The organism is Microbacterium sp. S1037, assembly GCF_048381605.1.
Classification (GTDB): Bacteria; Actinomycetota; Actinomycetes; order Actinomycetales; family Microbacteriaceae; genus Microbacterium; species Microbacterium testaceum_B.
In genome coordinates this window covers 718,573-744,361 of record NZ_JBLWIG010000003.1, presented here as the reverse complement: position 1 = coordinate 744,361, position 25,789 = coordinate 718,573, and the positions used below count along the sequence as shown (strand labels likewise).

Sequence of the window (25,789 nt, the reverse complement as noted above, 5' to 3'; positions counted from 1 at the left end):
CGTCATCCCCACGCCGAGGACCGCGAGGATCGAGGCGTTCTGGATGATGAGGCGGAAGTTCGACCACTGCGCGAACGCATCCGGTGCGAGCGCGCTGAAGATCAGCACGATGACGATGAGGATGAGCAGGATCTGGAAGGCCTGCGCCTTCAACAGTCCCTTGAAGAAGTTCGGCCGCGAGTCGTCGAACGTGCCGATGGCCACCGTCTCGGTGGGAGGGGTCGTGGTGCTCATTTCTGGTCGTCCTTCGTGACGGCGCCGGTCATGAGCCCGACGAGTTCTTCCATGGAGGTGTCTTTCGCGGAGATGTTCGCCACCCGCGTGCCCAGGCGCAGCACCTGGATGCGGTCGCAGACCTCCATCACGTGCGGCATCGAGTGCGAGATCAGCACCACCGCGATGCCCTTGTCCCGCACCCGGCGGATGGTCTCGAGCACGTTCTTCGTCTGGCGCACGCCGAGGGCGGCGGTCGGTTCGTCGAGGAAGACGAGGCGACCGGCCCAGTGCACGGCCCGGGCGATCGCGATCGCCTGACGCTGCCCACCCGACATCTCCCCCACCGGCGACGACAGCGACCGCACGGTCGCGCCGAGTTCGTCGAACGCGGCGCGCGAGGCCTTCGCCATGTCCTTCGTCTTCATGAAGCCGAGGGTCCCGGCGATCCCGGGCCGGCGGATCTCGCGGCCGAGGTACATGTTCTGCACCGGGTCGAGGTGCGGCGCGAGGGCGAGGTCCTGGTACACCGTCTCGATACCCAAGCTCGACGCGACCTGCGGGTTGGTCATCTCGATCGGCTTGCCGTCGAAGAGGATCTCCCCCTCATCCACCGCGAGATTCCCCGACAGGGCCTTCACGAGCGTCGACTTCCCGGCACCGTTGTCACCGATCAACGCGGTGACCTCACCCGGATAGACCTCGAAATCGACGTTGTTCAACGCCCGGACATGACCGAACTGACGCGACAGGCCCCGAGCCTGCAACACCGGAACGGCGGTGGTGGTGGTGCTCATGAGGCAGCTCCTTCGTGGTGGCCGACCACAGCGGTCGGCAGCTCGTTCACGTCGTCTGCTCCGGACCACGGCAACGCGGCGACGGAGAGAAGGAACACCCGCAGGATCGCGCGGTGCCCGACGATGTGGGGATGCAGACCGTCCGGGTCCAGCAACGCCCGGGCATGCGGCAGGAGCGGCGCATGCAGGTCGATGACCGTGGCATCCGATCGCATCAGGCGTCGGCCGACCCTCGCGAGATCCTCCTGTTGCCACCGCAGCCGGACGCCGGGCGCCGCCGTGGCCGCCTCGACGGCAGGAGCGGCGACGGGAGGCGGCGTCATCCGGATCAGCCGCGTGCCCCCGAGGGTGACGAGGATGTGCTGGATGGTGTCGAAATTGGTGCCCGTCTGACCGGGGCTGAACACGCGTCGGCCACCGTGGTGTCGGACATCGTTGGTCCCGAGCAGCTGAATGACCCAGTCCGGCTCCTGCGCGAGCACCAGATCGAGGCGGTCGATGACGTCGGCCGTGGTGTCCCCGCTGCGTCCGGCGTTCACGACGGCGGGCGGGTCATCGGGGTAGACCTCCTCGAGCACCGCGTTCAGCTGATGCGCCCACGACAGCGCGTCGTCGGTGAGGGAGTCGCCGAGCGCCACGATGGTCTGTCCCGGACGAAACGGCAAGTGCGCGCAGGCCGCCCGCACCTCATGGTCTTCCAGCAGCAGACGCGCGGATGCCCGCACCTGCTCGCGAGCCTCCGCGCGTTGCGCCTCGAGCTCCGCGACAGCGATGCCCAGAGCGTCCGCGACGAGCGGCGCGACGTCGGACTCTCCCACCGAGAGACGCGCCAATTCGGTCGCCTTCTCCGGGTGGACGAAGCGCACGCGCCACTCCCGGGCCGCGTGCGAGACGGCCGCCGCCTGCGCGGCGCTCACCGCCGGGCCTGCGCGTTCGTGCGGGCGTTGCGCAGCAGCGTCGTGCTCACGTGAACTCCTTCGTTCAATGACATAACAGACCGGCTAGTCGGTCGGTTATGTCATAGTAGCCTGGCGCGATGGAGCACCGCAACACCCGCGACCGCACGTCCGAGGCGCGATCGGGCAACCGCGCACGCGGCGACGCCCGCCGCGCGGCGATCCTCGACACCGCGGTCGAGATGATCGCGCGACACGGATCGCGCGGTGTCTCGCTCGGCGACATCGCCCAGGCCGCGGGGGTCTCCAAGACGGGCCTGCTGCACCACTTCCCCACCAAGGACGCTCTGCTCAACGCGGCCCTCGACCTCCGCGACGCCGTCGACCGTCACGTCAACCCGCCGGCGGGTGTCGTGGGCCTCGACGTCTTCACCGAGGTGGAGGAGATCTTCACCGGGTGGCTCGAGCGTCCCGCGACGCTCGGGCTGTTCACCGGCCTCCTCGCCGAGAACCTCACCGCCGGAGACCCGCTGCACGACCGCCTCGTCACCCGCGCCGAGACGGTACACGCCAACCTGGTGACCGCACTGGGGGCGGGTGTCGAGCGCGGCGACATCCGCCCGGATGCCGACATCGACGCCATCGCCTACACGATCGTCGCCTTCGTCAACGGGCTCGAGACCTACTGGCAGCTGGACCCGCGCATCCCCCTGCTCGACATGGTCGCGTCCTGGAAGCGCGCGATGGTGGCCTCCGTCGCCAGCCCCGAGGCCCTCGCGGCGAGCGCCTAGCCTCTCGGCACAAGGCGAGCCGGACGCCGCGGAGGATTCCCGCGACGCCCGGCTCGACATGGCCGCTCAGCCCTTCAGGCCCGTTTGGGCGAGACCCTCGACGAACTGCCGCTGCGCGAAGATGAACACGATCAGCACGGGCACCGCGGTCATGGTCGCCGCCGCCAGCTGGACGTTCCACATCTGGCCGCCGTACGCGTCCGTGTAGCGGGTGAGCGCCTGGGGCAACGTGAACAGGTCGGGGCTCTGCAGGTAAACCGTCGGCTCCAGGTACAGGTTCCACGTGTGCAGGAACGTGAAGATGGCCACCGCTCCCAGGGATGCCTTGGCGAGCGGCATCGCGATCCGCCACCAGATCGCCGCCCGGTGCAGACCGTCGAGACGCGCGGCCTCCTCCAGTTCGACCGGCAACGTCACGAAGAACTGACGCATGATGAACGTCGCCAGCACGCTCGGTGCCCCGAACGTCGACACCAGCAGGAGCGGCCAGTGCGTGTTCACCAATCCGAGCTGATTGAACATCTGGAACAGCGGAACGATCGTCACCTCGGAGGGCACGAGCAGACCCACGAGGACGATGACGAAGAGGAGGTTCACGCCGGGGAACCGGATTCGCGCGAAGGCGTATCCCGCCATCGCCGAGAACACCATCGTCGCCACCGTCACCACGACCGCGATGTACATGCTGTTCCAGTACTGCAGCAGGAACGGCTGTTCGGTGAGGGCGTCGATGTACGGCTGGATCGTCGGGTTCTGGGGCCACAGGGTCGGCGGGAAGGCGAAGATCTCGCCGATCGGCTTGAAGGACGAGGTGATCATCCACCAGGTCGGGAAGACGAACGGGATCGCGAGGAGCGACATCCCGATGTAGAAGAGGACCCGCACGGCGGGTCGCCGCTCAGTTCTCATAGAAGACCCATCTCTTGCGGAGCTGCCACTGCACGATGGTCAGGAGCAGGACGATGACGAACAGAACGAGCGCGAGAGTGGAGCCGTATCCGAACCGGTGGAACTCGAACGCCTGCTGGAAGAGGTAATAGACGAGCACAGTCGTCGAGATCCCCGGGCCGCCCTGCGTCAGAACGGCGATCTGGGCGAACACCTGCAGCGATCCGACGATCGTGATGATCGTCGTCAGGAGGATCGTGGGCGAGATCAACGGGAGCGTGATGCGCCCGAAGATCGCCGCCTTACCGGCGCCGTCGATGGATGCCGCCTCGGTGACCTCTTTGGGGACGCCCTGGAGTGCCGACAGGAACAGGATCATGTTCAGACCGACGTTCTTGAAGACCTGGACGACGATGACGCTGATCATCGCCGTGGGGCCCTCGCGCAGCCAGTTCGGCCCGTCGACGCCGACCATCGCGAGAAGGCCGTTGATACCGCCGTCGTCCTGGAGCAGGAACCCCCACACGATCGTCCACGCGACCAGCGAGACGACGACGGGCGAGAAGAACAGGGTTCGGAAGAACGTGATCCCGCGGACCTTGCGATTGAGCAGCACCGCGAGAAGAAGAGCGAGGCCGAGGTTTCCGATCACCAGGCCGATGCTGAACACCGCCGTCGCGCCGAGGACCGGGGCGACCTTCGGATCGGAGAAGAGCCGCTCGACGTTCTCGGTGCCGACGAACCGGAACGTGTTCGCGAGCACGTTCCACTCGTGGAAGTTGTAGTAGAGGATCAGTGCCAGCGGCAGGATCACGAAGGCCAGGATGCCGATGACCTGCGGCGCCACGAACAGATAACCGATCAGCGTGTCACCGCGCGACAGACGACGCCGACGCCGCTTCTCCGCCGGGAGCCCGGCCCCGGCGCGGGGTGACGCGCCGGCGGCCAGGACCACGGGGGCCTCGTCGAGGACTCCGCTCATTGCTCGAGGAGGGGGCCGATGGTGTCGCAGACCCCGCGCAGCGTGCCGGCGATATCAGCATCGGCGACCCACAGGCCGTCGAGTCCCGACCGCACCTCTTGCTGGATCTCGGCGGCACCGGTGTGCGAGGGCCGGACGGTGCCAGACGTGATCGCCGGGACGACGACGTCGGCGAGCTGGGCTTCGGTCAACACGGGATTGGCCGCGCTGAGCGTCGCAGCCGTCAACTGCGACGTGCGGGCGGGCGGGAAGTAGGTCGCCAGCTTGGCCGAGTTCTCCGGGTTGGTGAAGAACGCGATGAAGTCAGCGGCCTGCTGCGGGTGCTTGCCCTGCGCCAGGGCGCCCAGCCCCGCCTGACCGATCACCGAGTACTCACCGTCGGGTCCGGCCGGAAGGGGAAGCAACTCCCACGAGGTGATCCCGGATTCCTTCAAGAGAGAGGCGCGCGAGATCTGGGTCACGGTGAACGCCGCGTCGCCGGCGAAGAAGTCTGCGGTCGTTCCCGGTCCGGGCATCGACTTCTTCGCGAATGCGGCATCGTGCAGGAACGTGAAGGCGTCGACCATCTCGGGCGCGTCGAAAGTGCAGGTCTTGCCGTCTGCGGACCACGGCGCCGCTCCCCACCCGTTCCACACCGTGGACAGGTAGTCCCACTGCGTGTACTCGAAGTCGCGGACGACGAAGCCCGCCTTCCCTGTCGCGGCGTTGACCTTCGCACCGATATCCGACAGGGTGTTCCAGTTCCACTGGCCGGACGCCTGGAGCTCCGCCGCCGTGGGCTGCCCTGCCGCGGCGAGCAGATCGTCGTTCGCGAACACGACGAACGGCGACGTGGAGAACGGATAGGCGGCGAGGTCACCGTCCTCCGTGCGCCACAGCTGGGTCGCGGGTTCGGAGAGGTCGTCGAGCTCATACCCCTTGGTCGACGACAGCGTGTCGTTCAAGGGAACCAACGCGCCGGACGAGACGAAGTCGGGGGCGGAATTCTCCAGCAGCCACGCCATGTCCGGCGGGTTCCCGCCCGCCAACTGGGTCGTGAGCGTCGTCGTGTAGCTGTCGAAGTCGAGCGGATCGAAGGTGATGCTCGATACCTCGGGATGATCGGCGATGTAGGCGTCCGCGATCTCGTTGAACAGTGCGAGCTGTGCCTCGTTCGACGTCCAGACGGTCATGCGGAGTGCGACCGGCTCATCGGCGCTGGGGCCGGAGCCGCTGCAGCCGCTGAAGACGAGTGAGGCGGCGGCGATGACGGCCGCGGCGCTCAGCATCTTTGCTGATTTCATGTGAATGCTCCTTAGTAACCCGTGACGTCGGGCCAGTGCAGCTCGACACCCTGCCGGGTCAGGCGGTTCTGAAAGGTGGAGAGAAGGTCGCTCTGCGCGCGGACTTCGCGCGGCGAGACCGAGCGCTCGAGGCAGAACGCGGCGAGCGTGCCCGCCACCTCGCCGACGTTCCACTCCACGGGGTGCAGGCGGAAAGCGCCGTTCGTGATGTGCGTGGTGCCGAGGTTCTTGCCCGCGGGTAGCAGGTTCTCCGCTCGCACGGGGATCATGGCCCCGAGCGGGATCTCGTAGGGAACGGAGGCGACGTCGAGATAGTTGTCGCCACCCGTCGTGGGGTGCAGGTCGATGCGGTACATGCCGATGCCGACCGTGTCGGGGTACTGCGCGGGCCCGGCGTGGCCGCGCAGCTCGATGGACAGATCCTGTTCAACGACGGTGTACTCGGCCACGATGCGCCTCGACTCCCGGATGTAAGGCGCCTGTGCAAAGCCGTCCGCCGTGCCGGTGACGTCCCCTCGCAAGCGGAGTCCGGGCCACCCCCGGCCACCGTCCGGGCGCGGGGCCTCGGTCTGCAGCCAATAGAACATCGCGAGTGACTGCCGCTTCGCGGCCTGACGGTGCGCCTCCGGGTTCGGACCGGTCAGGGTCCCATCGAGGTAGTCGATCATCGGCCAGTTGACCAGGACGATGTCGCTGTCGAAAGCGCCCGGCTCGAAGAGACCCTTGGCGAGGATCCGTCGGAAGGTCCAGAGCTCCTCGTCGCCGCCCCCGGCGCGCTGATCGGCGAGCATCGCGAGAGGATCCCCGTCGATCGTGGGCGTGAAGGTGCGCGTGAAGATCTCGAGGGTGCGCGGGTGCGGGCCCGTGAGCGAGATCATGGGTGCTCCCCAGAACTCCGGCTGGCGTGCCCGCCATTCGTCGTAGTCGTCCGGCTTGTCGATGGTGTGGTCGCCCTCGACGTGGTCGATGACGAAGCACCAGCTGAACGCCTGTTGGTTCTCCGGCTGCGCTTCATCGGGCGCGCTGGGCTCGCCGGTCTGCGCGCGGGATTCGAAGCCGGTGACGTGTTCCACCTCGGCAAGAGGAAGGAGATCGCCGAGCTCGGTGGCATCCAGAACGTAGTCCGCCGTGATCCGGGTCCGCGTCCCGTCGTCTGCCGTCACCTCGACCGCGTCGATCCGGTCGCCCTGCCGGAACGCCGCGGTCGGCCGGACACCCCGCAGGATGCGGAGACGCCCGGCGGACACGTGGGGGGCCAGCAGCCCGTCGATCACGGCGACGCCGGCCCGCGGCTCGGCGCAGATGCGGCTGACGAGACCGGCGCCCGGGTTGAGCGCGACGTCCTTCCGGGCGGCGGTCGTGAGGGGGTACCACTGTCGGTAGTGATCGCGGATGCCGTCTCGGAGTTCCCGGTAGCTCGCGGTGGCGCCGAATTGCTCGATCCAGGTGTGCTCGTCCGGCGGGACGGCTTGACTCGTCAGCTGCCCGCCGAGCCATTCGTACTCTTCGGTGAGGACGACCCGGCGTCCTTGTCGCGCCGCGGCGAGCGCGGCAGCGACGCCACCCATCCCCCCGCCGACGACGAGGACTTCGGTGTGCAGTTCGCTCATGGGCGAGCCTCCTGGGTGGGCGCGCTCAGCGTCGCGCCGTCGATGATGGGACACGGGAGAAGGGTTCGCAGTTCGTCGGCCGACGGGTAGTCGTCGTCCGAGAGCAGACGCGCCAGAAGGTGGACCGCGCGCTGCCCGAGTTCGGTGCGCGGCGGGTTCAGCCGCGTGAAGCTGACGTCGTCCGGGCTCACGCGGGGCGACGAGCCGAGCGCGATGATGCTCAGATCGCGCGGGACGTCGTAGCTCTCGTGCAGCGCGCGATCGTGCAGGCTCTGTGCGACCTCGGGCGACTCGGCGATCACGAGCGTCGGCGCGAACGTTGTGATCTCGCGCCAATCCGCTTCCAGGTCGGAGCCGTCGCTGAGGCGATCCGCGAGAACGACGTCGGTCGCCGACGTCGCGTTGAGGACGCCCTGGTAGCGATCACGCACCGACTCACCGTCGCTGTCGAGGCGGAGGTACAGCACTCGCCTGTGCCCCAGCGCCAGCGCCCGCCCGACCACCTCGGCGGTCGCGGCGGTGTAATCGATACCGACGTACGGGATCGCCGGAGTGTCGCGGCGACCCACGGCGACCGCTCGGAAGCCCTCGATGACGAGGCGTGCGAGTTCGTTCGGATCCATCTCGACACCGAGCAGGAGAACACCGTCCGCGAGCCGAAGGCGATTGCGCTCGTGAAAGAGCCGACGCCGACCGTCGACCACGGGGGTGCTGGTGAAGAGCAACAGGTCGCTCCCGAGTTCTTCCGCGCCGGCCTCGATGCCGTTCAGCAGCGGCGTGTAGAAGTCGAGGCTGCGCGTCGGGAAGGCGGGCTCGTAAGTGAAAACGCCGAGGATGCGGTTGTCGACCCCGGCGAGGCGGCGGGCGGATGGATCCGCGACGTATTTGGTCTCCTCGATCACGCGGAGCACTCGCTCGCGCGTTTCGTCCGGGATGCGGATGTCTCCGCCGGTCCGGTTGTTGAGGACGAGCGAAACGGTCGCCTGACTCACCCCGGCGAGCTGAGCGATCTGACGCTGGGTGACACGACGTGATTCGATACGCGACATTCGTCCTCCTTGACGCCCATTCTGATTATGCGGATTATCAGGCGATGAATGTCACAGTAATACGCATTATCGAGTGTGCGCAAGCCCGGCCTCCCGATCGAAGCGTCGAAGGGCCCCGGCTCTCGGACGTGCCGCCACGCGGAATCGGTTACGGACACGCCGCCCGCGGCGACGCTCGCGCGGCGTGTCGCGCATGAACTCCGCGCGACGGCTCGCCTCCCGCCCCCGGCGAGGCGCCCCGTCAGCCCCTTCTCGACACGACCCCGCGCCGCCCCGGCACTCAGCTCTGCGCCACGCGGGCCAGAAGGTCTTCGGGCTGCACCGCCTCGAGATCGACCGACGAAGGCGCATCCCCGAGGCGCACCTCCCTGTCGGCGATCTCGCGAAGCGCGCCATCGTGCGTCGCGACGACGATGATCCGACGCGATCGTTCGCGGAGCAGCACCCGACGCACCCGCTCCGCGGTGGGGACGTCGAGGTGAGAGGTCGGTTCGTCGAGCAGAAGAATCGGTCGATCCGTCGCGAGCGCCCGGGCGAGCGCGAGGCGTTGGCGTTCCCCGCCGGAGAGACTCGTACCACTGCGTTCCAGCGGGGTGTCCAGGTCGTCGCGTCCGACGCGCTCCGAGAGCCCCAGGTCGTCGAGGATTGCGCGGAGCACATCGTCTCCCGGGCCATGACCGTCGGTGACGAGGAACTCCCGCAGCGTCGCGCCGATGATGGGCGTGCCCTGCTCGACGTAGGCGATCGAGCGTCGCACATCCTCGGGCGGCCAGTCCGAGAGGTCGCGGTCATTCAGGCGCACGGCGCCGGAGACGCATGGCACGAACCCCGCGATCGCCGAGAGCACGGTGGTCTTCCCCGCACCGCTGCGTCCGGTGAGGGCGACGATGCCCCCGCGCTCGACCGAGAACGACACCGGGCCCACGTCGATGCCCGATCCGACGGAGACCACAGCATCGTCGAACGAGAGCGTCAGCACGTTGATCTCCACGCCCCCGCGACCGGTGTTCGCCGGCGCCTCGGGTGAGAGCGGCAACGAGTCCAGCACCTCGAGGGCTCCGCGCGCCCGTTGCCGCTTCTGCACGAGATCCAGGTAGCTCGCGGCCGGCGCGAGCAGCACGGTCAACGTCGCCAGGAACCCCGCCAGACCGGCCGGCGATGCGACCCCGCTCGCCACGAGAGCGGCCCCCAGTGCCCCGAGCCCCAGGAGCAGGACGAACGAAAGTGTCCGCACGACGAGGTCGACGAGCGCCTGCGCTCGTCCCACGCTCACCTCGGCGCGATGCACATCGGCGAGTCGGGTCTCGAGGCGCCGCTCGTACCGAGGGGCCAGACCGAAGACCGTCGCCGACCGGATCGAGCGGAGGAACTCGCCCAGATCGGCGCTGACAGCGCTGAGCGCGCGGAGGCCTTGCGCAGATCGCGCCCGGACAGGCCGCACGATGACCGTCAGCAGCACGCCCGCGATCACGAGCGCGACCGACAGGGCGAGCGTGAGTCTCCACTCGAAGAACACCAGCAGGAGCAGGCACCCGCAGACCGTCGTCACCGCGGACCAGCGGCGAATGCGGTCGGCGGTGAGCAGGGGTTCGAGTCCGTCGACCTGAACGCTGAATGCGGCGACGACGTCCTCGACGCCGATCCTCTCGACGTCCCGCGGCCCGAGGCCCATCAGGCGCGAGGCGTAGGCAGACCGGAGCGACGCCATCTCGGTCGCGGCGATCCGCGAGAGCACGAGCACCCGTGCCACGGTCGACAGAGCGGATGCCACCACGGCCAGGGCCACCGGCATCCAGAGTGCCGCCGTCACCGCCGCTCCCCCGGTCACCTGCCCCACCGCGAGAGCGAGAGCGACGGGAACCGCCAGCTCGATCACCCCCGCAGACAGCGCCACGGTCTGCCCCGTGAGGCGTCGCGGGCGTGGGACGCGCGCGGAGAGCAGCAGAGCGTCGGTCACGTCGGCGACGCCTTCACCGCGCGGTCCGGTCGCGTCGACGCCAGGCGACGGTGGCGACGCTCAATCCGAGCGCGACGACGACCACGGGCAGGACGCTGCCGAGGTCGGCGTCGCTGGTGAGCAGGCTCGACGTCGCTCGGCGCGGCAGCCAGGCTCCGCCGTCTCCGAGGAATCCCGCGATCACCGGCTCGAGGACCACGAGGTACACCAGGAGGGCGACGAGGATGAGCACCCACCGCCGCGTGAGCGCGGCGAGCGAAAAAGCCAGGAGGGCGAGCACGACCGCCTGGGCTGCGGCACCCGCGATCACGGTTCCCGCTCCCGACCACGCCGAGAGGAACGCGAGGTCGGGGCTCCCCGCCACGCCCGTTTGTGCCCCGGCGAGCGACGCGACGGCGACGACGACCCCGCCCAGGGCCGCGACCACCGCGACGATGACCGCGCGCGCGAGGAAGACGAGCCGGAGGCGACGCGCCGCGACAGCGATCTGCAGCAGCGCACCCGAAGCCATCTCGCTGCCGGCCGCGCGGACTCCCACGATGATCGCCACGAGGGGGACGAGCATCGCGACGCCGCTTCGCGCCATCCCGATCAGGTCGGCATCCCCCGACGCGGGTGTGAGTTGCACGTCCGTCTGGATCTGCAGCCCGCCGGAGCCCCCGCTCGCGGAACCGGCAGCGACCAGCACGGCGACGGCGCTCAACACCGCACCGAGCACACCGGCCCCGATGACGACGGACAGCAGGACGCCGTCGCCGCTCCACCGTCGGGCCTCGACCAGGGAGATACGGACGTCAGACGCGATCATGGAACTTCTCCTCGAGTGTGGCCGCGCGGACGGCCGAGCCGGCGACGGCGATCCCGGCCCCGACGAGCAGCTGCTCCGCGGCGACGGCGTCTCGTTCCGCGACGACCGGATCGCCGGTGCCTTCGCGGGATGACGAGATCCCTCCGCTCGTCAGCACCCGCAGAGCGCGCTCGGCGTCATGTGACGCGACGCGGAGGACGACCCTCCGCGCCCCCTCCGCATACCCTGCGGTGGGCCCGTTGTACGTCAGAGCGCCCTCGGACAGGATCATGAGGTCGTGGCAGATCGACTCCACGTCGTGGAGGTCGTGGCTCGACATGATCACCGTGCGCCCTTCCCCGACGAGTCGGACGATGACGTCCCGCACCCGCTGACGCGATTCGGGGTCGAGACCGTTCATCGGCTCGTCCAGCAGGACCAGACGCGGCCCCGCCACGATCGCCGCTGCCAGCAGCACTCTTTGACGGTTGCCGAGCGACAGCTTGCGCAGCCTCGTGCGCGCCTCGCGTGCGATGTCGACCATGTCGAGGGCGCGGGCCACCTCCGCCCGTGCCGTGCCCGCCAGGTCGGCGACGTAGCGGACGTTGCGCTCCACCGTCCACGACGGCCAGAGCGCCATGCCGTCGATCGCGGCGCCGACACCGTGGCCCGCGCCCTCGCGCGACCGAAGGTCCTCGCCGAACTGGACGACGTCCCCCGAAGAGGGGCGCTGCACACCCGCGAGGATGCGCAGCAGGGTCGACTTGCCGCTGCCGTTCGCACCGACGAGCCCGACGAGGGCCGCGGGTCGAAGGTCGAACGACACGTCGTGCAGGGCCGAGCGCCTGCCGTAGCTGTGCGAGACCTTCCGTACCGCGCACACGATGGGGGTATCCGTCATTTCTCCACTCCTTCGTTCGCGAACGGGTGCTGCTCGTCGCGCCTCGCGATGATCGACGAGCAGCACCCGGTGGGTCAGCCTCCGTAGCTCACACAGAGGTAGAACCCGAGACTCACGCAGAAGCCCATCCGCGGGTCGAGACCGGGACGGACGCTCACCAGGGGCGAGAGCGCGGCGATCCCGTCTTCGGGCGTCTCGAACGCACGGGTGGTGAGGCGCAACCCCTCCGGGGTGGGTACCCCGAGACTTTCGAGCGTCTCGACGCTCGCGGTGCGGGCGGTCTCATCGCGCCGCTCCTGGTGTGTCGGCAACTCACCGATGCCGTTGACGTAATCCAGGAATCCGTCGGAGGCGATCACCTCGATGAATTCGTCGATCTGCGCGGTGAGGTACTCCTGATTGACGCGATTTCGGATCTCAGCAATGGTGAGATCGACCGGCGGGCTGCCGGCAATGTCGACAAGGGACATCTCTCTGCCTTTCGTTCGTGCGCTTCGCCTCTCCGGATGGAAAGTCAGTGGGACCGCCCCAGGAACTCGCGGATGGCGGGCTCCCATGACGCGGCCTTGTTCGTGCCGGACCAGAGCGTGTAGTCGATGAGGACCACGAGGCGCTCGTCCGATGCGAGGTCCAGGATCAAGGGGGCCCCGAGATTGCGGATGTTGCCGAGAGAGGGGAATCCGCCCCGCGTCCCCCCGGCGGCGAATCGTGAGAACTCCGCGACGTAGTTCACCGAGACCGCGCGGATGTCGGCGGGGTGCAGACACCGCCACGCGCCGAGGTCGAGGTGATCCGCCGTCAGCTCGATGCTCCCTCGGTGAGGGAACAGCAGGCGCTGATCCACCAGCGCCGCCCATCGGCGCATCGCCGAGGTGTCGCGCAGTTCGTCGACGGTCGCGGCGCAGAAGCGCCCGCGAAGAACCGCCACCGGAGTATCCACGGAGCTTCCCATGTCACACCCGGGCGGGGAGCGAACCGCTGTCGAACGTGTACGTCACTTTCCGGATGCCATCCGACATCAGCTTCGTCACGCAGAAGATCGTGGGCCGACCGTCTCCGAAGACCGAGCGTTGGATCTTCAGGCCCGCGGGGACCGTGATGCCGCGGGCGGCGAGCGCCGCGGGATCGAGGAGGTTCTCCCGGACGAACTGATCCCGATCCTCGGGCGCGAGGTCGTACAGCTCCCCGAGCGTCGCGACGAAGACGTCGGTGGTGACGAAGTCGCGGATCTCCTCGAGACCGGAGCGCGCCTCGTTGCGGATGGCGTCGCGAGTCAGCGGGGGCATCGCCGTGTTCTCTTCGATCAGGGGGTAGTCGATCCGCGTCAGATCGGCGTAGGGGTTCGTGGTTTCCGACATCGTGTCTCCTGACGAAAGAGAGGGTCGCGGATGCGATGCACAGACCTTCCCAAGAACCGAACCGGCCCCACATCGGCTGAACGCCGAGGGATCACCGGCTCAAAGGCGGAGACGGATGCCGATCGAGTAGGCCGAAAGGCCGATCTGAGCCGCCGCGCCTGTGAGGTCCGGAGGGGGCGTCGGAACGGGAAGGTACAGTGAGGGTCACTCGCCGACGAGGCGGGGGACGATGCCTCAGCGAGGGGGGCGATGCGGATGACACGTGCTCCGGCCGCGATGTTCGCGCACACCTCGTGGATCGGGTCCGCGCTCTACCTCGCCGTGATCACCGCTCTGACGGTCGTCACCGCCTCGGGTCTGCGCGGATGGCCGCTGGCCCTGTTCCTGGCTCTGGCCGTCGCCCTCGCCGCCGCGACCCAGGTGCGCGCGCGATGGCCGTTCCTGCTCGTCGGTATCGCGGCGATCGCGGCTCTGACGTCGACGCAGATCTTCCTCGCGCCCGCCGTGTTCAATCTGGGGGTCCGCCGCAACAGCCGCTGGAACCCCCTCATCCTGGCTCTGTGCGTCGGTCTGCTGGCCGTGGTGTCGGGCCGCGACGAGCGGCTCGTATCGCTGGAGGGGCTCGCCCCCGACGAGTGGTCTCCGCTCGCGAGCTGGGTCCTCAATGTCGTCGCCGTCATCGGCATCCCGTATGTGGCCGGCCTCGCGATCGCCGCTCGTCGCGAGCTGCTCGACAGCCTGCGCGCTCGCGCCGCGCACGCCGAAGCGGAACGCACCGCGCGCGCGGCGGAGGCTGTTCTCCTCGAACGTGCCCGCATCGCCAGCGAGGCGCATGACGTCCTCGGCCACAAGCTGTCGTTGCTCACCATGCAGGCCGGCGGCCTCGAACTGAATGCCGACGCCGGACCCGAGGTGGTGGCGCACCAGGCACGCCTCATCCGCACGAGCGCAAGGGCCGCGCTGAACGACCTGCGTTCGATCATCGGCTCCCTGGACGCGGGCGAGAGCCCCGACGTCGACCCTCTCGACTCGGGGATGGTCGTGAACGACCTGTCGAGCATCCGTCGGCTCGTCGACGAGAGCGTGCAGAGCGGAGCCACCGTCCAGCTCCGGCTCCCCGAGACGATCCAGCATCGCGACTTCGATCGCGCGATCACGCGAGCCACGTACCGCATCGTGCAGGAGGGGCTCACCAACGCCCACAAGCACGCCCCGGGCGCTCCCGTCTCGGTGACGCTGGACGGCGATCCGACGAGGGGATTGCTCGTCGAGGTCCGTAATCCCACCGAGACGACCTCGTTCTCCCCGGCGACCGCGCCCAGCGGGAGAGGGGTGCCCGGCCTGCGCGAACGGGCGCGCATCGTCGGCGGTGAGCTCACGGTTCGAGACGAGAAGTCGGTCTTCGTCCTCTCCGCGCGGCTACCCTGGGTCGTGACCGACGGCGAGGGAAAGCGGGCAGAGGCGTGATTCGGGTTCTGCTTGTCGACGACGACTCTCTCGTCCGCTCCGGCCTGACGTTCATGCTCGCGTCCACCGACGACATCGAGGTCGTCGGCGAGGCGTCCGATGGCGCGGCGGGGGTGTCGCTGGCGACGTCTCTGCGGCCGGACGTCGTCCTCATGGACCTCCGCATGAGCGGGATGGACGGGCGCACCGCCACCGCACACCTCCGGGCGCTTCCCGATCCCCCTCAGGTCCTCGCCCTCACCACGTTCGACGTCGACGCGCAGGTTCTCGCTGTTCTGGAGGCCGGTGCGAGCGGCTACCTCGTGAAGGACACCCCACCCCTGGAGATCATCGAGGCCATTCGCGAGACCGCCCGCGGCGGGGCCGTGCTCTCGGCCCGACACGCGCGTGTCCTCGTCGATCGCTTCTCCGGGGGTCAGCGCCGCAGCCGCCGCGAGACCGCCCGGGCACGCCTGTCCGTGCTCACCCCGCGTGAGAAAGAGGTGGCGCGGGCGGTCGGCGCGGGCCACACCAACGCCGAGATCGCCGAACTGCTGCACTGCTCGCCGTCGACCGTGAAGGCGCACCTGGGCAGCGTGTTCACCGCGCTGAACGTGCAGAACCGCGTGCAGCTCGCGATCCTCGCCTACGACGCGGGTCTACTCGACGACGCCCGCTGACCGCGTGAGACCGGATGCCAAGAACCCCGACGCGCGGTCATCGCAATGGTCGCTGAGCCTCGAAGCGGCAGTGACACTCGGACGAGCGCCCGCTGTCTGCTCCCGAATCTCGCCGCTTACTCGCAGGCCCGGACATGAGTCTCTATCTAGCTATTCGCCGCCGCCACCGTGTTCGCGCAGGACTGGGACATCACCGCCGTCCCCCTCGACGTGACGATGACGCAGACCCTGGATGCCACCGACCTCGTGCGCCTCGACGCGATCCCCGGCGCCCTCCCCCGGGCGTTGGCCGCGATGCTCCCCGCCTACCTCGACTTCTACGAGGGCCGCGTGTTCCCCGACCGCCGCTGCGCACTGCACGACCCCCTCGCCGCGATGGTCGCCGCGGGCGCGCTGCGCGGGGTCAGCGTCGCCCGCGGACGCATCGATGTGCGCCTCGAACGCGGCGAGCGCGGACGCACGGTGTCATCGCACCCGTCCGAGAGGCAGCGCTGGGTGCGCGGCATGGAGGGCTCGGCGGTCGAGCTGTTGCTGGACCGGCTCGAGCGGCGGGTGTGGCCGGGCTGAGCGCGCCCGTCACCCGCCGCCCCCTCACACCGCCGTCACCTGGAACACCACCGCTGACTCCGGGAACATCGCCGGGGTGTGCAGCCCCGCGGTTATGAGGGCCCGGCCCGAGAGCTCGACACCCGCGTAGCCGTCCGCGGTCTCGGCGCCGAACCACGGGGCCGGGGTGAAACCGCGCGGTCGTCCACCCGGGTGCACGGGCACGACCGCGTAGCGGCGGCTCTCGTCCAGCCCGCGGAAGACGAAGCGCCCGCGCGGCGACACCTCGGAGCGTCCCACCGTGGCGAGGACGAACAGTGCCCGCTCCCGGTCCGCCGACACCGTCCCCGACAGACGCAGCGTCGGATCGGAGGTGTCGACGCGCACCATGTCGCCGGTGTGGAAGAGCTCACGATGAGCCTTATGGAAGGCGATCCACTCCCCCAGTTCCGCCAACTCCTCGGTCGTCGCTCGGGCGAGATCCCATTCGACCCCCAAGTGCGCGGTCAACGCGGTCGCCGCACGGAACGACAGCGTGTGCCGGCGCCCCGTCGTGTGGGATTCCCCGGACGCGATGTGCGAACCGAGCAACTCGGGCGGGAGCAGCTGCATCGTCCACCGGTTCATGTCCTGTCGCTCGAGGGGGTCGATACAGTCCGACACCCACACCCGGTCGGTGTGTTCCAGGATGCCGAGATCCACCCGCGATCCGCCCGACGAGCACGATTCGATCTCGAGGCCCGGGAACCGTGCCCGGAGATCGTCCATGAGTCGGTAGGCCGCAAGGGTCTGTCGATGCACCCCCGCGACCCGGCGTCGCCCGGTGCCCGCGTCGACGAGATCGCGGTTGTGATCCCACTTCACGTAGGCGACGTCGCTGTCGGACACGACCGCGGAGAGTCGTTCGAGCAGGTACGCGTACGCATCCGGGTGGGCGAGGTCGAGGACCAGCTGGTTCCGCGCGAGGACGGGCAGGCGTTCACCCGTCGAAAGGATCCACTCGGGGTGCTCGCGCGCGAGATCGGAGTCGGGGTTCACCATCTCGGGCTCGAACCACAGTCCGAACTCCATGCCGAGCGCACGGACCCTGTCGGCGAGGGGCCGCAGCCCCCCGGTCCACACGGTCTCGTCGACGAACCAATCGCCGAGCCCGGCGGTGTCGTCGCGGCGGCCGCGGAACCAGCCGTCGTCGAGCACGAAGCGTTCCACCCCGACTCCCGCGGCCCGCTCGGCGAGATCGAGCAGGCGAGGCATGTCGTGATCGAAGTACACCGCCTCCCACACGTTCAGGGTCACCGGCCGGGGTCGGCCGGGGTGGTGCGGCCTCGCACGCAGCAGTGTGTGAAGGCGTCGCGCCTGGTCATCGAGACCGTCGCCGTAGACGGCGTAGAGCGGTGGCATCCGGTATCCCTCGCCCGGGGCGAGACGGATCTCTCCGGGAAGGAGCAGTTCTCCGCCGCCGATCACCTGCACACCCGACGACAGGCGTTCGGCGTAGTGGCGGTGATTTCCGCTGAAGCCGACGTGGACGCCCCAGACCTCCCCGCTGCCGAAGCCGAAGCCGGGAACGCCGAGCGTGAGGAGGGTCGCGGCGTCGGCGCTGGTGCGTCCGCGCCGGCCCTCGCGCTCCTCGATCCCGACGACCAGGGGTCGGCGCTGCGGAATGCGCTCCTTGCCCCACCGCCCCGCGAAGTCGAGCACCTCGCGCGCGATCGGCGGGACCGGCAGCGCGAGCTGCAGGGCGCTCACGTCGTAGTCGCCCGCGCCGACGTTGACGACCTCCGCGCCGAGGCGGACGACGCCCGACGGCGTGAGCTCGATCGAGAGCGCGACGTCGAGGCCGGCGTCCGGATCGTGCGCGTCCACGGTCACGATGCCCGGGCCCGAGGCAACGAAGCACCCGGTGATCGGCGCACCGTCCAGGGCACCGCCTCTCGCGACGAAGTGAGGAGACCACCCCGCCCCCGAACGGTGCCCCTCCAACCCGGGCTTGCCCATCCATCCCGTCCACGGCTCGGGCAGCACCGACAGGCGCACCGGCACGTCGATCGCGTTGGGGACGATCGGCTCGACCGCGCCGCCGGCGAGGGCTTCGGCATCCGTTTCGTCGATGTCGCCGAGGGACGCTCCCCAATGCAGCACCGCGGGGAGCCGAGCACCGCCCACATCGAGCAACAGCGAAACCCCCGCCGCGGAGAGGTGGATGAGCGAGCGGTGTGTCATGCGCGCACGACATTCGAGGCAGCGGCCGAGAACACGTTCGCATGCCGCACGACGAGCGGAGAGGTGAGGGATGCCACGTCGCCGGCGTTTCCGCGCACGCGGAACTCCGCGGTCTCACCGGCCAGGAGCGTGCGCAAGCCCGTGTCGACGGACAGCGACGGATCGGCGCGGTCGACCAGGAGAGTCACGTCGCGCACGAGAGAACGGGCGGTCACGACGACGACCCAGCCGTCGTCCGAGTGGTGGGCCGAGACCTCGAGGGGATCGGCATCCAGGACCTGGTCGACCACCTCGGCCCCGTGGTGGATCGCGCGCCCGAATCCCGGGGCATCGATCACCAGCATCTCGCGCGCCACGTCCCACTCCCGCAGAACGTCTTCGGGCACGACCAGCTCAGCGTGAGAGCGCACGCCGACGTCAGCGGGCACCTCCGCGCGCGCCCGCTCCTCGCCCGCGAAGGTCGCGCGGACGACGGTGACCGCGCCCGCCCAGGGCTCCGGATCGTCGTTCGACAGGCTCACGGTCACACCCTCCGCGTCGCCGCGCGCGACGAGCAGACGCGGCTGGTAGACGTGCTGCAGCGCGTGCCACAGGGGTTTGCGGTGCTCGTCGAAGTCGACCGCCGCCCACGACACGACGGGCCAGTTGTCGTTCAGCTGCCAGACGATCGCACCGGTCAGGTGCTCCCCGAGCGAGCGGAAGTACTCGATGCCGAAACGGATCGCCATCGCCTGATTGAGCTGTGTGGCCCAGTGCCAGTCGTCGATGTTCGTCGACGCCGCGAGGTGTCCGGCCATGCCGCGCTCGAGCTTGAGGTTGCCCTGATCGGCCTTCTGGTGCACGAGCATCTGCGGGCCGAACGGGTCGAGTGGCTCATCGTGGACGACACGCGTCAGCGTGCTCCACGCGGGCGGCCCCTGGAAGCCGAACTCCGAGACGAAGCGGGGACGGTGCCGTGTGTACTCGGTGTAGTCGAGCACGTTCCACACGTCCCAGATGTGCATCGTGCCGTGCGCGGCATCGTTCGGGCTGAGGTAGTCGTCGTACGAGTACGGGCTCCCGGGCGAGTACGGACGCGTGCCGTCGAGCTCGGCGACGATCCGCGGGAACATCTCGCGGTAGTAGTGGTCACCCCAGGGGCGACCGCGCAGCAGCGGACGCCACGACGGCCACTCGGCGAACGCGACGATGTTCTCGTTGTTGCCGTTCCAGACCACGAGCGAAGGGTGCGGGCTCAACCGGGTCACCGCCTCACGCGCTTCGGCCTCGACCTCGACCTTCATGACGTCGTCCTCCGAGTACGCCGCACACGCGAAGAGGAAGTCCTGCCACACGAGCACGCCCCGCTCGTCGCAGAGGTCGTAGAAGTCGTCCGATTCGTAGAAGCCGCCGCCCCAGACCCGCAGGAGGTTCATGTGGGCGTCGGTGGCGTCGGTGATCCTGCGCCGGTAGCGCTCGGCATCCATCTCGGTGATGAAGGCGTGGTCGGGGATCCAGTTCGCCCCCTTCACGAAGATGCGCTCGCCGTTGACGACGATGCGGAACGCCGTGCCCGCCCGGTCGGCCGGTGTCTGCAGCTCGACCGTCCGAAAGCCGACTCGCCCGCTCCACCGTTCCGCGGCGCCGCTCAGCCCCACGGACACGCCATAGAGCGGTTGCTCGCCATAGCCGCGCGGCCACCAGCGCTGCACGTCGTCGACGAGAAGACGAGCGGATGCCACGCCCTCCCCCTCCGCGACGACGGTCGCGCGCGCACAGAGGTCTCCCTCGGGGCCACGCAGTTCGACGTCGAGCTCGGCGGTGGCCGGAACGCCGTCCCACTCCACGCCGATGTGCACGTCGAGGAGGCCGGTCGACCCGTCGATTCCGACGAGCGGGCGGACATCGGTCACGCGCACCCCCGACCACGACTCGAGGCCGATGCTCTTCCAGATGCCGCTCGTGGCGACGTCGATGCCCCAGTCCCAGCCGAAATTGGAAGCGGACTTGCGGACCGTGTTGTAGGGGTGGTGGTTGACGTGCGGCAGTTCGCCGTGCACGCGGGCGAGCGACTCGGCGCGCACCACGGGTGACGAGAAGACGATGCGCAGGTGGTTGTCTGTCGGACGGAGGTAGGGGACGACGTCGAAGCGGTAGGAGCGGAACTGATTCTGCGTGTGCCCGACGAGGTGGCCGTTGAGCCAGATCGTCGCAAAGGTGTCGAGGCCCTCGGCGACGAGGTCCCACCGGTCGTCGCCGCCGAGGTCGCCCGCGTCGAACACGCGCTCGTACGCCCAGTCGGAGCGGCCGATCCACGCGAGCAGGCTCTCATTGTCGCCGTCGAAGGGGTCGGGGATGAGCTCTGCGCGGCGAAGGTCGGTGTGGACGCAGCCCGGAACGATCGCGGGCACCTCGACCCCCTCGAGTTCTGCGGGGAGGGGGCCGGCGACGGCGGTCAGTGTCCAGGGTCCGTCCAGTGACAGGCGGTGCATGTGTTTCCTCTGGGGTCGGTGGTTCGGATGCGGGCAGTCGCCCGTCACGGTCGTTTCTCGGGGCGTTCGCGGATCACCGCGACGGCTCCCGGTTCGAGCACGACGCGCTGGTCGTGCTCCTGTCCGGTCAACAGGTCGACACCGCGCACGTCGGCCCAGCCGCGCTCGTCGGCGTGGTTGATCAAAAAGAGGTAGGTGGCCTCGGCGGACGTCCGCCGCACGGCTTCGACGCCCGGCGCCACATCGGCCGCGGGCGAGACGCAGCTCTCCGCGACGACGCGGCCGACGAGCTCGTCGAGGCTCGGCGCGTCCAGGTCGGTCGACAGGTACCACGCGACGCCGTCCCCGAGGCGCCGGCGCATGATCGCCGGTCCCCCGCGGTATCCGCCGTCGGCGTAGTCGGCGATGCTCTCCGTTCCGAGGGCGGGGTCGGCGGGGCGTACCCGCTCCATCCATCGACGCCCCGTCCACCCGTTCGTGAGGGCGACCGACTGCTCGGCATCCAGGGGGAAGAACTCCTCACTGGAGGTGCCGACGACCGACCGGAGGATGCCGGGGTAGCCACCGGGGCGGACCGTATTGTTCTCGTCGACGATGCCCGAGAACCACGTGACGATCACGGTGCCTCCCCCTTCGACGAAGGCCTCGATCGACCGAGCGTTCTCGTCCGACAGCAGGAACAGGCCCGGCACGACGACGAGCGTGTAGTCATCGAGATCCGCCCACGGCGCGACCACGTCGACGGTGATCGCGCGCTGGAACAGCGCGTTGTGCAGCGCCCGTGCCGTGTCGGCGTAGCGCTGCGGGTTCTGCGGCTTCAGGCCGCTCCGCAGCGCCCAGCCGGCCTCGTTGTCGTGCAGGAGCGCCACGCGGGCGGGCTCGACACGACTGCCGCGCACCTCGGCGAGCGCGTTCAGCTTCGCGCCGAGGTCCACGATCGTGCGGTACACGACGCTGTCGGCCCCGGCGTGCGGCACCATCGCGGAGTGGAACTGCTCGGTCCCCGAGATCGAGGCACGCCACTGGAAGAACATGACGCTGTCGGACCCGCGCGCGACATGCGCGAGCGCGTGCCGCACGATCTCGTCGGGCGTCTTGGGTTGGTTGACCGGATGCCAGCTCCCCGCGCCCGTGGCGTGTTCCATCAGCATCCACGGAGCGCCCTTGCTCATGCCGCGCATGCGGTCTCCGCTGAAGGCGATGTCCTGGTGCTTCAGCGGATCGGGGCCGACCGTGTAGTGGTCGTTCGCGACGATGTCCATCTCGTCGGCCCAGCGTGTGTAGTCGACCACGTCGGTGCCGATGCCCACCATGAAGTTCGTGGTGACCGGCACCTCGGGTGTCACCCGGCGCAGCACCTCCTTCTCGGCGCGGTAGTGCGCGAGGAGCTCGTCGGACGAGAAGCGCTCGTAATCGAGCAGTTGCCCGGGGTTGTGGGCCGTGATGCCCCACGGCGTGGTCACCTCGGCGAACGACGAGTACGAGTTGCCCCAGAACGCCATGCCCCAGGCATCGTTGAGCGCCGCGACATCGCCGTACTTCTCGGCGACCCACTCGCGGAAGCGCGCGTTCGACACGGGGCAGTGGCAGCGCGCGTTGCCCCCGCCGAGTTCGTTGCTCACGTGCCAGAGGCGGACGGCGGGGTGGCCGGCGACGTGCTCGGCGAGCCGCTCGACGATGCGCAGGGCGTAGGAGCGGAACACCGACGACGAGGCACACCATCCGAGCCGTCCGCCGGGGGCGAGCGGGTGTCCGTGGATGTCCTGCGGGAGGATCTCGGGGTGGGCCTCGTGCAGCCACATGGGCACGGCCGCCGTCGGGGTCGCCAGGTCGACCCGGATGCCGTTCTCGTGCAGGAGATCCAGCATCCGGTCGAGCCACGTGAAGTCGAACTCGCCGTCCCGGGGCTCGTGGACGACCCACGAGAACACGCCGAGGGTCACGAGGTTCACCCCGGCTCGGCGCATGAGCTCCATGTCTTCGTGCACGACGTCCCACGACCATTGTTCGGGGCTGTAGTCGCCGCCGTACGACAGCCCCTCGGTGGGCCACGGCACCGTGGTCTCGTCGCGGGTCATCGGGTGCGCTCCTTCGCGGCGGCGGGTTGCGTCTCGGACGACTCCCATGCCTGGGTGTAGTGGTTGTAGCAGATCCTGTTGTCGAGGGACGCGCGATCCGGTGCCGCTTCGCTCGAGACGACCTTGCCCACCTTGCCGGGGTCGGGAGCCGCGAGTGCCAGCAGACGGGTGTAGTCGTGGTGCGGGTCGAGGATGACGTCGTCGGCGGGGCCCCGCTCGACGACACGGCCGCGGTACAGCACGAGGATCTCGTCGGAGAAGTGTCGGGCGGTGGCGAGGTCGTGCGTGATGTACAGCAGCGCGAGGTCGTCCTCGCGCTGGAGCCGTCCGAGCAGGTTGAGCACGCCGAGCCGGATCGACACGTCGAGCATCGACACGGGCTCGTCCGCGATGACGATGTCGGCCCCGGGTGCGAGAGCTCGCGCGATCGCGACGCGCTGGCGCTGTCCGCCCGAGAGCTCGTGCGGGCGGCGCGCGGCGACCGTCTCGGCCGGTGTGAGGTTCACGCGCTCGAGCATCGCGAGCGCTTGCGCGTGGACCTCCGCCGAGCCGGACGCGCGACGGTGCAACCGCAGCGGTCGCGCCAGGTGGTGCTCGATGGTGTGGAACGGGTTGAGCGAGGCGAACGGGTCCTGGAACACCATCTGCACGTGGCGGCGGTAGCATCCCCGCGGGATCTGCCCGCCCTCGTCGGTCTCGACCGAGATCTCGCCCGCGGTCGGCTTCTCGAGCCGGGCCAGCATGCGGGCGATCGTCGACTTGCCCGATCCCGACTCCCCCACCAGGGCGACGGTACGCCCCGGAAGCAGGTCGAACGACACGTCGTCCACCGCACGGAAGGCGGTGCGCCCGATGCCCTTGCGGATGGTGAAGTCCTTGGTCAGGCCGGACACGCGCATCCTCGTCATCGCGTCTGCTCCTTCTCTTCGTCCGCGTTCTCTTCGTCCGTGCCGGTGCGGATGAACGCTCCGCGCGAGCCGCTGAGGCTCGGGAACGACGACAGCAACTGGCGCGTGTACTCGTGCTCGGGTTCGCGGTAGATGCGATCGGCTGAACCGATCTCGATGATCTCGCCGCGCAGCATGATCGCGATGCGGTCGCTGATCTCCAGCAGCAGCGGCAGGTCGTGCGTGATGAAGATGACGGCGAAGTCGAGCTCGTCGCGCAGGCGAACGATCTCGCGCAGGATGTCGCGCTGGACGACCACGTCGAGGGCGGTCGTCGGCTCGTCCATGATCATCACCTGCGGCTCGAGCAGCATCGCCATGGCGATCATCACGCGTTGCCGCATCCCGCCGGAGAGCTCGTGGGGGTACGACCGCAGGCGGTCCCTCGAGACGCCGACGCGCTCGAGCACGTCTCCGGCCCGCGCGATGCGCTCCTTCCGCGAGAGGTGCGGGACGTGCGTCGAGAGCACGTCGCACAGCTGCGCGCGGATCGTCGTCACGGGGTTCAGGGCGTTCATCGCGCCCTGGAACACCATCGACAGCTCGCTCCAGCGGAACGCCCGCAGGGCGTGCTCGTCGAGGGCCAGCAGGTCGAGGTCGTCCCCCTCGCGACCGTGGAACGTGATGCTTCCCGAGGCGATGCGCGCCGGCGGCTTGTGCAGCCGGTTGATCGCGTACGCGAGGGTGGTCTTTCCGCAGCCCGATTCGCCCGCGAGCCCGAGGATCTCGCCGGGGGCGAGCGAGAACGTCGCGTTCTTGACCGCCGCGACGGGCGGGTCGACCTCGTAGACCACCGAGAGGTCGTCGACGGTGATGACGGCGGGGCGAGACGCGCTCATGAGCGGCTCCCTTCGGCCTGGGCACGGCGGGTTGCGCGCGCGGTCGCGGCCTTCTCGAGGCGCGCGGCGACACGGGCACGCCGACGGTGGAGGCGGACGTTCTTGAGCTTGGGGTTGATGATCTCGTCGATCGAGAAGTTCACGAGGGACAGGCCCATGCCGAATAGCGCGATGATCAAGCCCGGCGGAACGAACCACCACCAGGCGCCGAGTGGCAGCGCGAATCCGTTCTGCGCGTAGAACAGCATCGTCCCGAGAGTCGATGAGTTCGACGCCCCCAGGCCGAGGAACGACAGACCCGCCTCGGCGAGGATCGCGGAGATGACGGCGAACACGAACTGCGACGCGAGGACGGGCAGCAGGTTCGGCAGGATCTCCACCGCGATCACGCGCGGCGCCCGCTCCCCCGACACCCGGGAGGCCGCGACGTAGTCGCGATTGCGGATCGAGAGCGTCTGTGCGCGGAGGACACGACTGGATGCCGCCCACCCGGTGATCGCGAGGACCACGGCGATCGTCCAGAGTCCGCGCTGCTCCTGCGGCACGAAGCCCGAGATCACGATGACGAGCGGCAGCCCCGGGATGACGAGGAACACGTTGGAGAACAGCGAGAACGCCTCGTCGGCGAAGCCGCCGATGTAGGCACCGAGGATGCCGAAGAAGGCCGACAGCACGGTGGCGAGCACCCCGACGATGAGCCCGATCTGCAGAGACCCGCGCGTGGCGTAGGCCAGCTGCGAGAACACGTCCTGTCCGGTCTGGGTGGTGCCGAGGATGTGCTCGGCGCTCGGCGGCTGGAGGCCGATGTCACGGATGACGCTCGGGTCCGAGACGAAGAACGGGGCGATCGCGCCGAAGAGGGCGATCACACCGATCAGGATGAGTCCCAGCGCGAGCCACGGCGTCATCGTCGGGAGCATCATGCGCCACGCGGAGCGCGGGCGTTGGTGTCGTTCGGCGGCTGCTGTCGCCAGCGCCATCGTGGCATCCGGGACGGTCTGTTCCGTCCGCGGGGAGAGATTCGTCATCGCAGTGGTCCTTGTCGGC

The 25,789-nt window shown here is 69.2% G+C and carries 24 protein-coding genes; 4 read left to right on the top strand and 20 right to left on the bottom strand.

What is annotated here, in order from left to right; genetic code table 11:
• The 3 genes from ACMW4R_RS18595 to ACMW4R_RS18585 all read right to left on the bottom strand — a co-directional run.
• Positions 1-234, bottom strand: a 234-nt coding sequence (locus ACMW4R_RS18595) for a hypothetical protein (protein WP_418300640.1), incomplete at its 3' end; no start/stop codon positions are given.
• Positions 231-1,010: an ATP-binding cassette domain-containing protein gene (locus ACMW4R_RS18590; protein WP_418300639.1), complete on the bottom strand. Its 780-nt coding sequence runs from the start codon at positions 1,008-1,010 to the stop codon at positions 231-233. The genes ACMW4R_RS18590 and ACMW4R_RS18595, both read right to left, overlap by 4 nt.
• Positions 1,007-1,927: an SGNH/GDSL hydrolase family protein gene (locus tag ACMW4R_RS18585; protein ID WP_418300638.1), complete on the bottom strand. Its 921-nt coding sequence runs from the start codon at positions 1,925-1,927 to the stop codon at positions 1,007-1,009. The genes ACMW4R_RS18590 and ACMW4R_RS18585 overlap by 4 nt, the downstream gene beginning before the upstream one ends.
• Before the next feature lie 119 nt (positions 1,928-2,046).
• Here ACMW4R_RS18585 and ACMW4R_RS18580 point away from each other — a divergent pair, with 119 nt between their 5' ends.
• On the top strand, positions 2,047-2,697 hold the full coding sequence (locus ACMW4R_RS18580) for a TetR/AcrR family transcriptional regulator (RefSeq protein WP_058625183.1): 651 nt from the start codon (positions 2,047-2,049) through the stop codon (positions 2,695-2,697).
• A gap of 66 nt (positions 2,698-2,763) precedes the next feature.
• Here the strand turns inward: ACMW4R_RS18580 and ACMW4R_RS18575 are convergent, their stop codons facing one another.
• From ACMW4R_RS18575 to ACMW4R_RS18525, 11 genes are all read right to left on the bottom strand, one after another.
• Entirely contained in the window at positions 2,764-3,606 is an 843-nt protein-coding gene (locus tag ACMW4R_RS18575; protein ID WP_058625184.1) for a carbohydrate ABC transporter permease, read from the bottom strand.
• Positions 3,596-4,567: a carbohydrate ABC transporter permease gene (locus ACMW4R_RS18570; RefSeq protein WP_418300637.1), complete on the bottom strand. Its 972-nt coding sequence runs from the start codon at positions 4,565-4,567 to the stop codon at positions 3,596-3,598. The genes ACMW4R_RS18575 and ACMW4R_RS18570 overlap by 11 nt, the downstream gene beginning before the upstream one ends.
• Positions 4,564-5,850, bottom strand: coding sequence for an ABC transporter substrate-binding protein (locus ACMW4R_RS18565; RefSeq protein ID WP_058625185.1), 1,287 nt, complete (start codon positions 5,848-5,850; stop codon positions 4,564-4,566). Before ACMW4R_RS18565 ends, ACMW4R_RS18570 begins: the two co-directional genes overlap by 4 nt.
• Before the next feature lie 11 nt (positions 5,851-5,861).
• Positions 5,862-7,460, bottom strand: a complete 1,599-nt coding sequence (locus ACMW4R_RS18560) for an FAD-dependent oxidoreductase (RefSeq protein ID WP_418300636.1) — start codon at positions 7,458-7,460, stop codon at positions 5,862-5,864.
• A complete protein-coding gene (locus ACMW4R_RS18555; RefSeq protein WP_418300635.1) occupies positions 7,457-8,509 on the bottom strand; it encodes a LacI family DNA-binding transcriptional regulator in 1,053 nt (350 codons plus the stop codon). The genes ACMW4R_RS18560 and ACMW4R_RS18555 overlap by 4 nt, the downstream gene beginning before the upstream one ends.
• 280 nt (positions 8,510-8,789) lie before the next feature.
• Entirely contained in the window at positions 8,790-10,466 is a 1,677-nt protein-coding gene (locus ACMW4R_RS18550) for an ATP-binding cassette domain-containing protein (protein ID WP_418300634.1), read from the bottom strand.
• Positions 10,467-10,479: 13 nt separating this feature from the next.
• A complete protein-coding gene (locus ACMW4R_RS18545; RefSeq protein WP_418300633.1) occupies positions 10,480-11,274 on the bottom strand; it encodes a hypothetical protein in 795 nt (264 codons plus the stop codon).
• The gene (locus ACMW4R_RS18540; RefSeq protein ID WP_418300632.1) at positions 11,261-12,154 is read right to left on the bottom strand and encodes an ABC transporter ATP-binding protein; all 894 of its coding nucleotides are present in this window, start codon (positions 12,152-12,154) and stop codon (positions 11,261-11,263) included. Before ACMW4R_RS18540 ends, ACMW4R_RS18545 begins: the two co-directional genes overlap by 14 nt.
• Positions 12,155-12,228: 74 nt before the next feature.
• Positions 12,229-12,624: a hypothetical protein gene (locus tag ACMW4R_RS18535; protein WP_418300631.1), complete on the bottom strand. Its 396-nt coding sequence runs from the start codon at positions 12,622-12,624 to the stop codon at positions 12,229-12,231.
• A gap of 44 nt (positions 12,625-12,668) precedes the next feature.
• Positions 12,669-13,082 carry a hypothetical protein gene (locus ACMW4R_RS18530; protein WP_418300630.1) on the bottom strand — a complete coding sequence of 138 codons (414 nt, stop codon included), beginning with the start codon at positions 13,080-13,082 and terminating at the stop codon, positions 12,669-12,671.
• A 25-nt stretch (positions 13,083-13,107) separates the two neighbouring features.
• A complete protein-coding gene (locus ACMW4R_RS18525; protein WP_363334548.1) occupies positions 13,108-13,512 on the bottom strand; it encodes a hypothetical protein in 405 nt (134 codons plus the stop codon).
• Between the two features lie 255 nt (positions 13,513-13,767).
• Here ACMW4R_RS18525 and ACMW4R_RS18520 point away from each other — a divergent pair, with 255 nt between their 5' ends.
• The 3 genes from ACMW4R_RS18520 to ACMW4R_RS18510 all read left to right on the top strand — a co-directional run bounded on the left by ACMW4R_RS18520 (position 13,768) and on the right by ACMW4R_RS18510 (position 16,205).
• Complete coding sequence (locus tag ACMW4R_RS18520) at positions 13,768-14,979, top strand: sensor histidine kinase (protein WP_418300629.1); 1,212 nt, start codon at positions 13,768-13,770, stop codon at positions 14,977-14,979.
• Positions 14,976-15,638 carry a response regulator gene (locus tag ACMW4R_RS18515; RefSeq protein ID WP_418300628.1) on the top strand — a complete coding sequence of 221 codons (663 nt, stop codon included), beginning with the start codon at positions 14,976-14,978 and terminating at the stop codon, positions 15,636-15,638. Before ACMW4R_RS18520 ends, ACMW4R_RS18515 begins: the two co-directional genes overlap by 4 nt.
• Before the next feature lie 168 nt (positions 15,639-15,806).
• On the top strand, positions 15,807-16,205 hold the full coding sequence (locus tag ACMW4R_RS18510; RefSeq protein ID WP_418300627.1) for a nucleoside hydrolase: 399 nt from the start codon (positions 15,807-15,809) through the stop codon (positions 16,203-16,205).
• Positions 16,206-16,229: 24 nt separating this feature from the next.
• On the opposite strand, the gene ACMW4R_RS18505 is transcribed toward ACMW4R_RS18510, so the two are convergent.
• From ACMW4R_RS18505 to ACMW4R_RS18480, 6 genes are read right to left on the bottom strand one after another with little or no spacing between them, the layout of a single operon-like run.
• Positions 16,230-18,407 (bottom strand): alpha-galactosidase, encoded by a 2,178-nt coding sequence (locus ACMW4R_RS18505; protein WP_418300626.1) that lies wholly within the window; start codon positions 18,405-18,407, stop codon positions 16,230-16,232.
• Positions 18,404-20,878: a glycoside hydrolase family 2 protein gene (locus tag ACMW4R_RS18500; RefSeq protein ID WP_418300625.1), complete on the bottom strand. Its 2,475-nt coding sequence runs from the start codon at positions 20,876-20,878 to the stop codon at positions 18,404-18,406. The genes ACMW4R_RS18505 and ACMW4R_RS18500 overlap by 4 nt, the downstream gene beginning before the upstream one ends.
• A gap of 44 nt (positions 20,879-20,922) precedes the next feature.
• Positions 20,923-22,956, bottom strand: coding sequence for a beta-galactosidase (locus ACMW4R_RS18495; protein ID WP_418300624.1), 2,034 nt, complete (start codon positions 22,954-22,956; stop codon positions 20,923-20,925).
• Positions 22,953-23,864, bottom strand: coding sequence for an ABC transporter ATP-binding protein (locus ACMW4R_RS18490; RefSeq protein WP_418300623.1), 912 nt, complete (start codon positions 23,862-23,864; stop codon positions 22,953-22,955). Before ACMW4R_RS18490 ends, ACMW4R_RS18495 begins: the two co-directional genes overlap by 4 nt.
• Positions 23,861-24,742, bottom strand: a complete 882-nt coding sequence (locus ACMW4R_RS18485; protein ID WP_058595090.1) for an ABC transporter ATP-binding protein — start codon at positions 24,740-24,742, stop codon at positions 23,861-23,863. Before ACMW4R_RS18485 ends, ACMW4R_RS18490 begins: the two co-directional genes overlap by 4 nt.
• Positions 24,739-25,770: an ABC transporter permease gene (locus tag ACMW4R_RS18480; RefSeq protein ID WP_058595089.1), complete on the bottom strand. Its 1,032-nt coding sequence runs from the start codon at positions 25,768-25,770 to the stop codon at positions 24,739-24,741. Before ACMW4R_RS18480 ends, ACMW4R_RS18485 begins: the two co-directional genes overlap by 4 nt.
• Positions 25,771-25,789 lie beyond the last annotated feature (19 nt).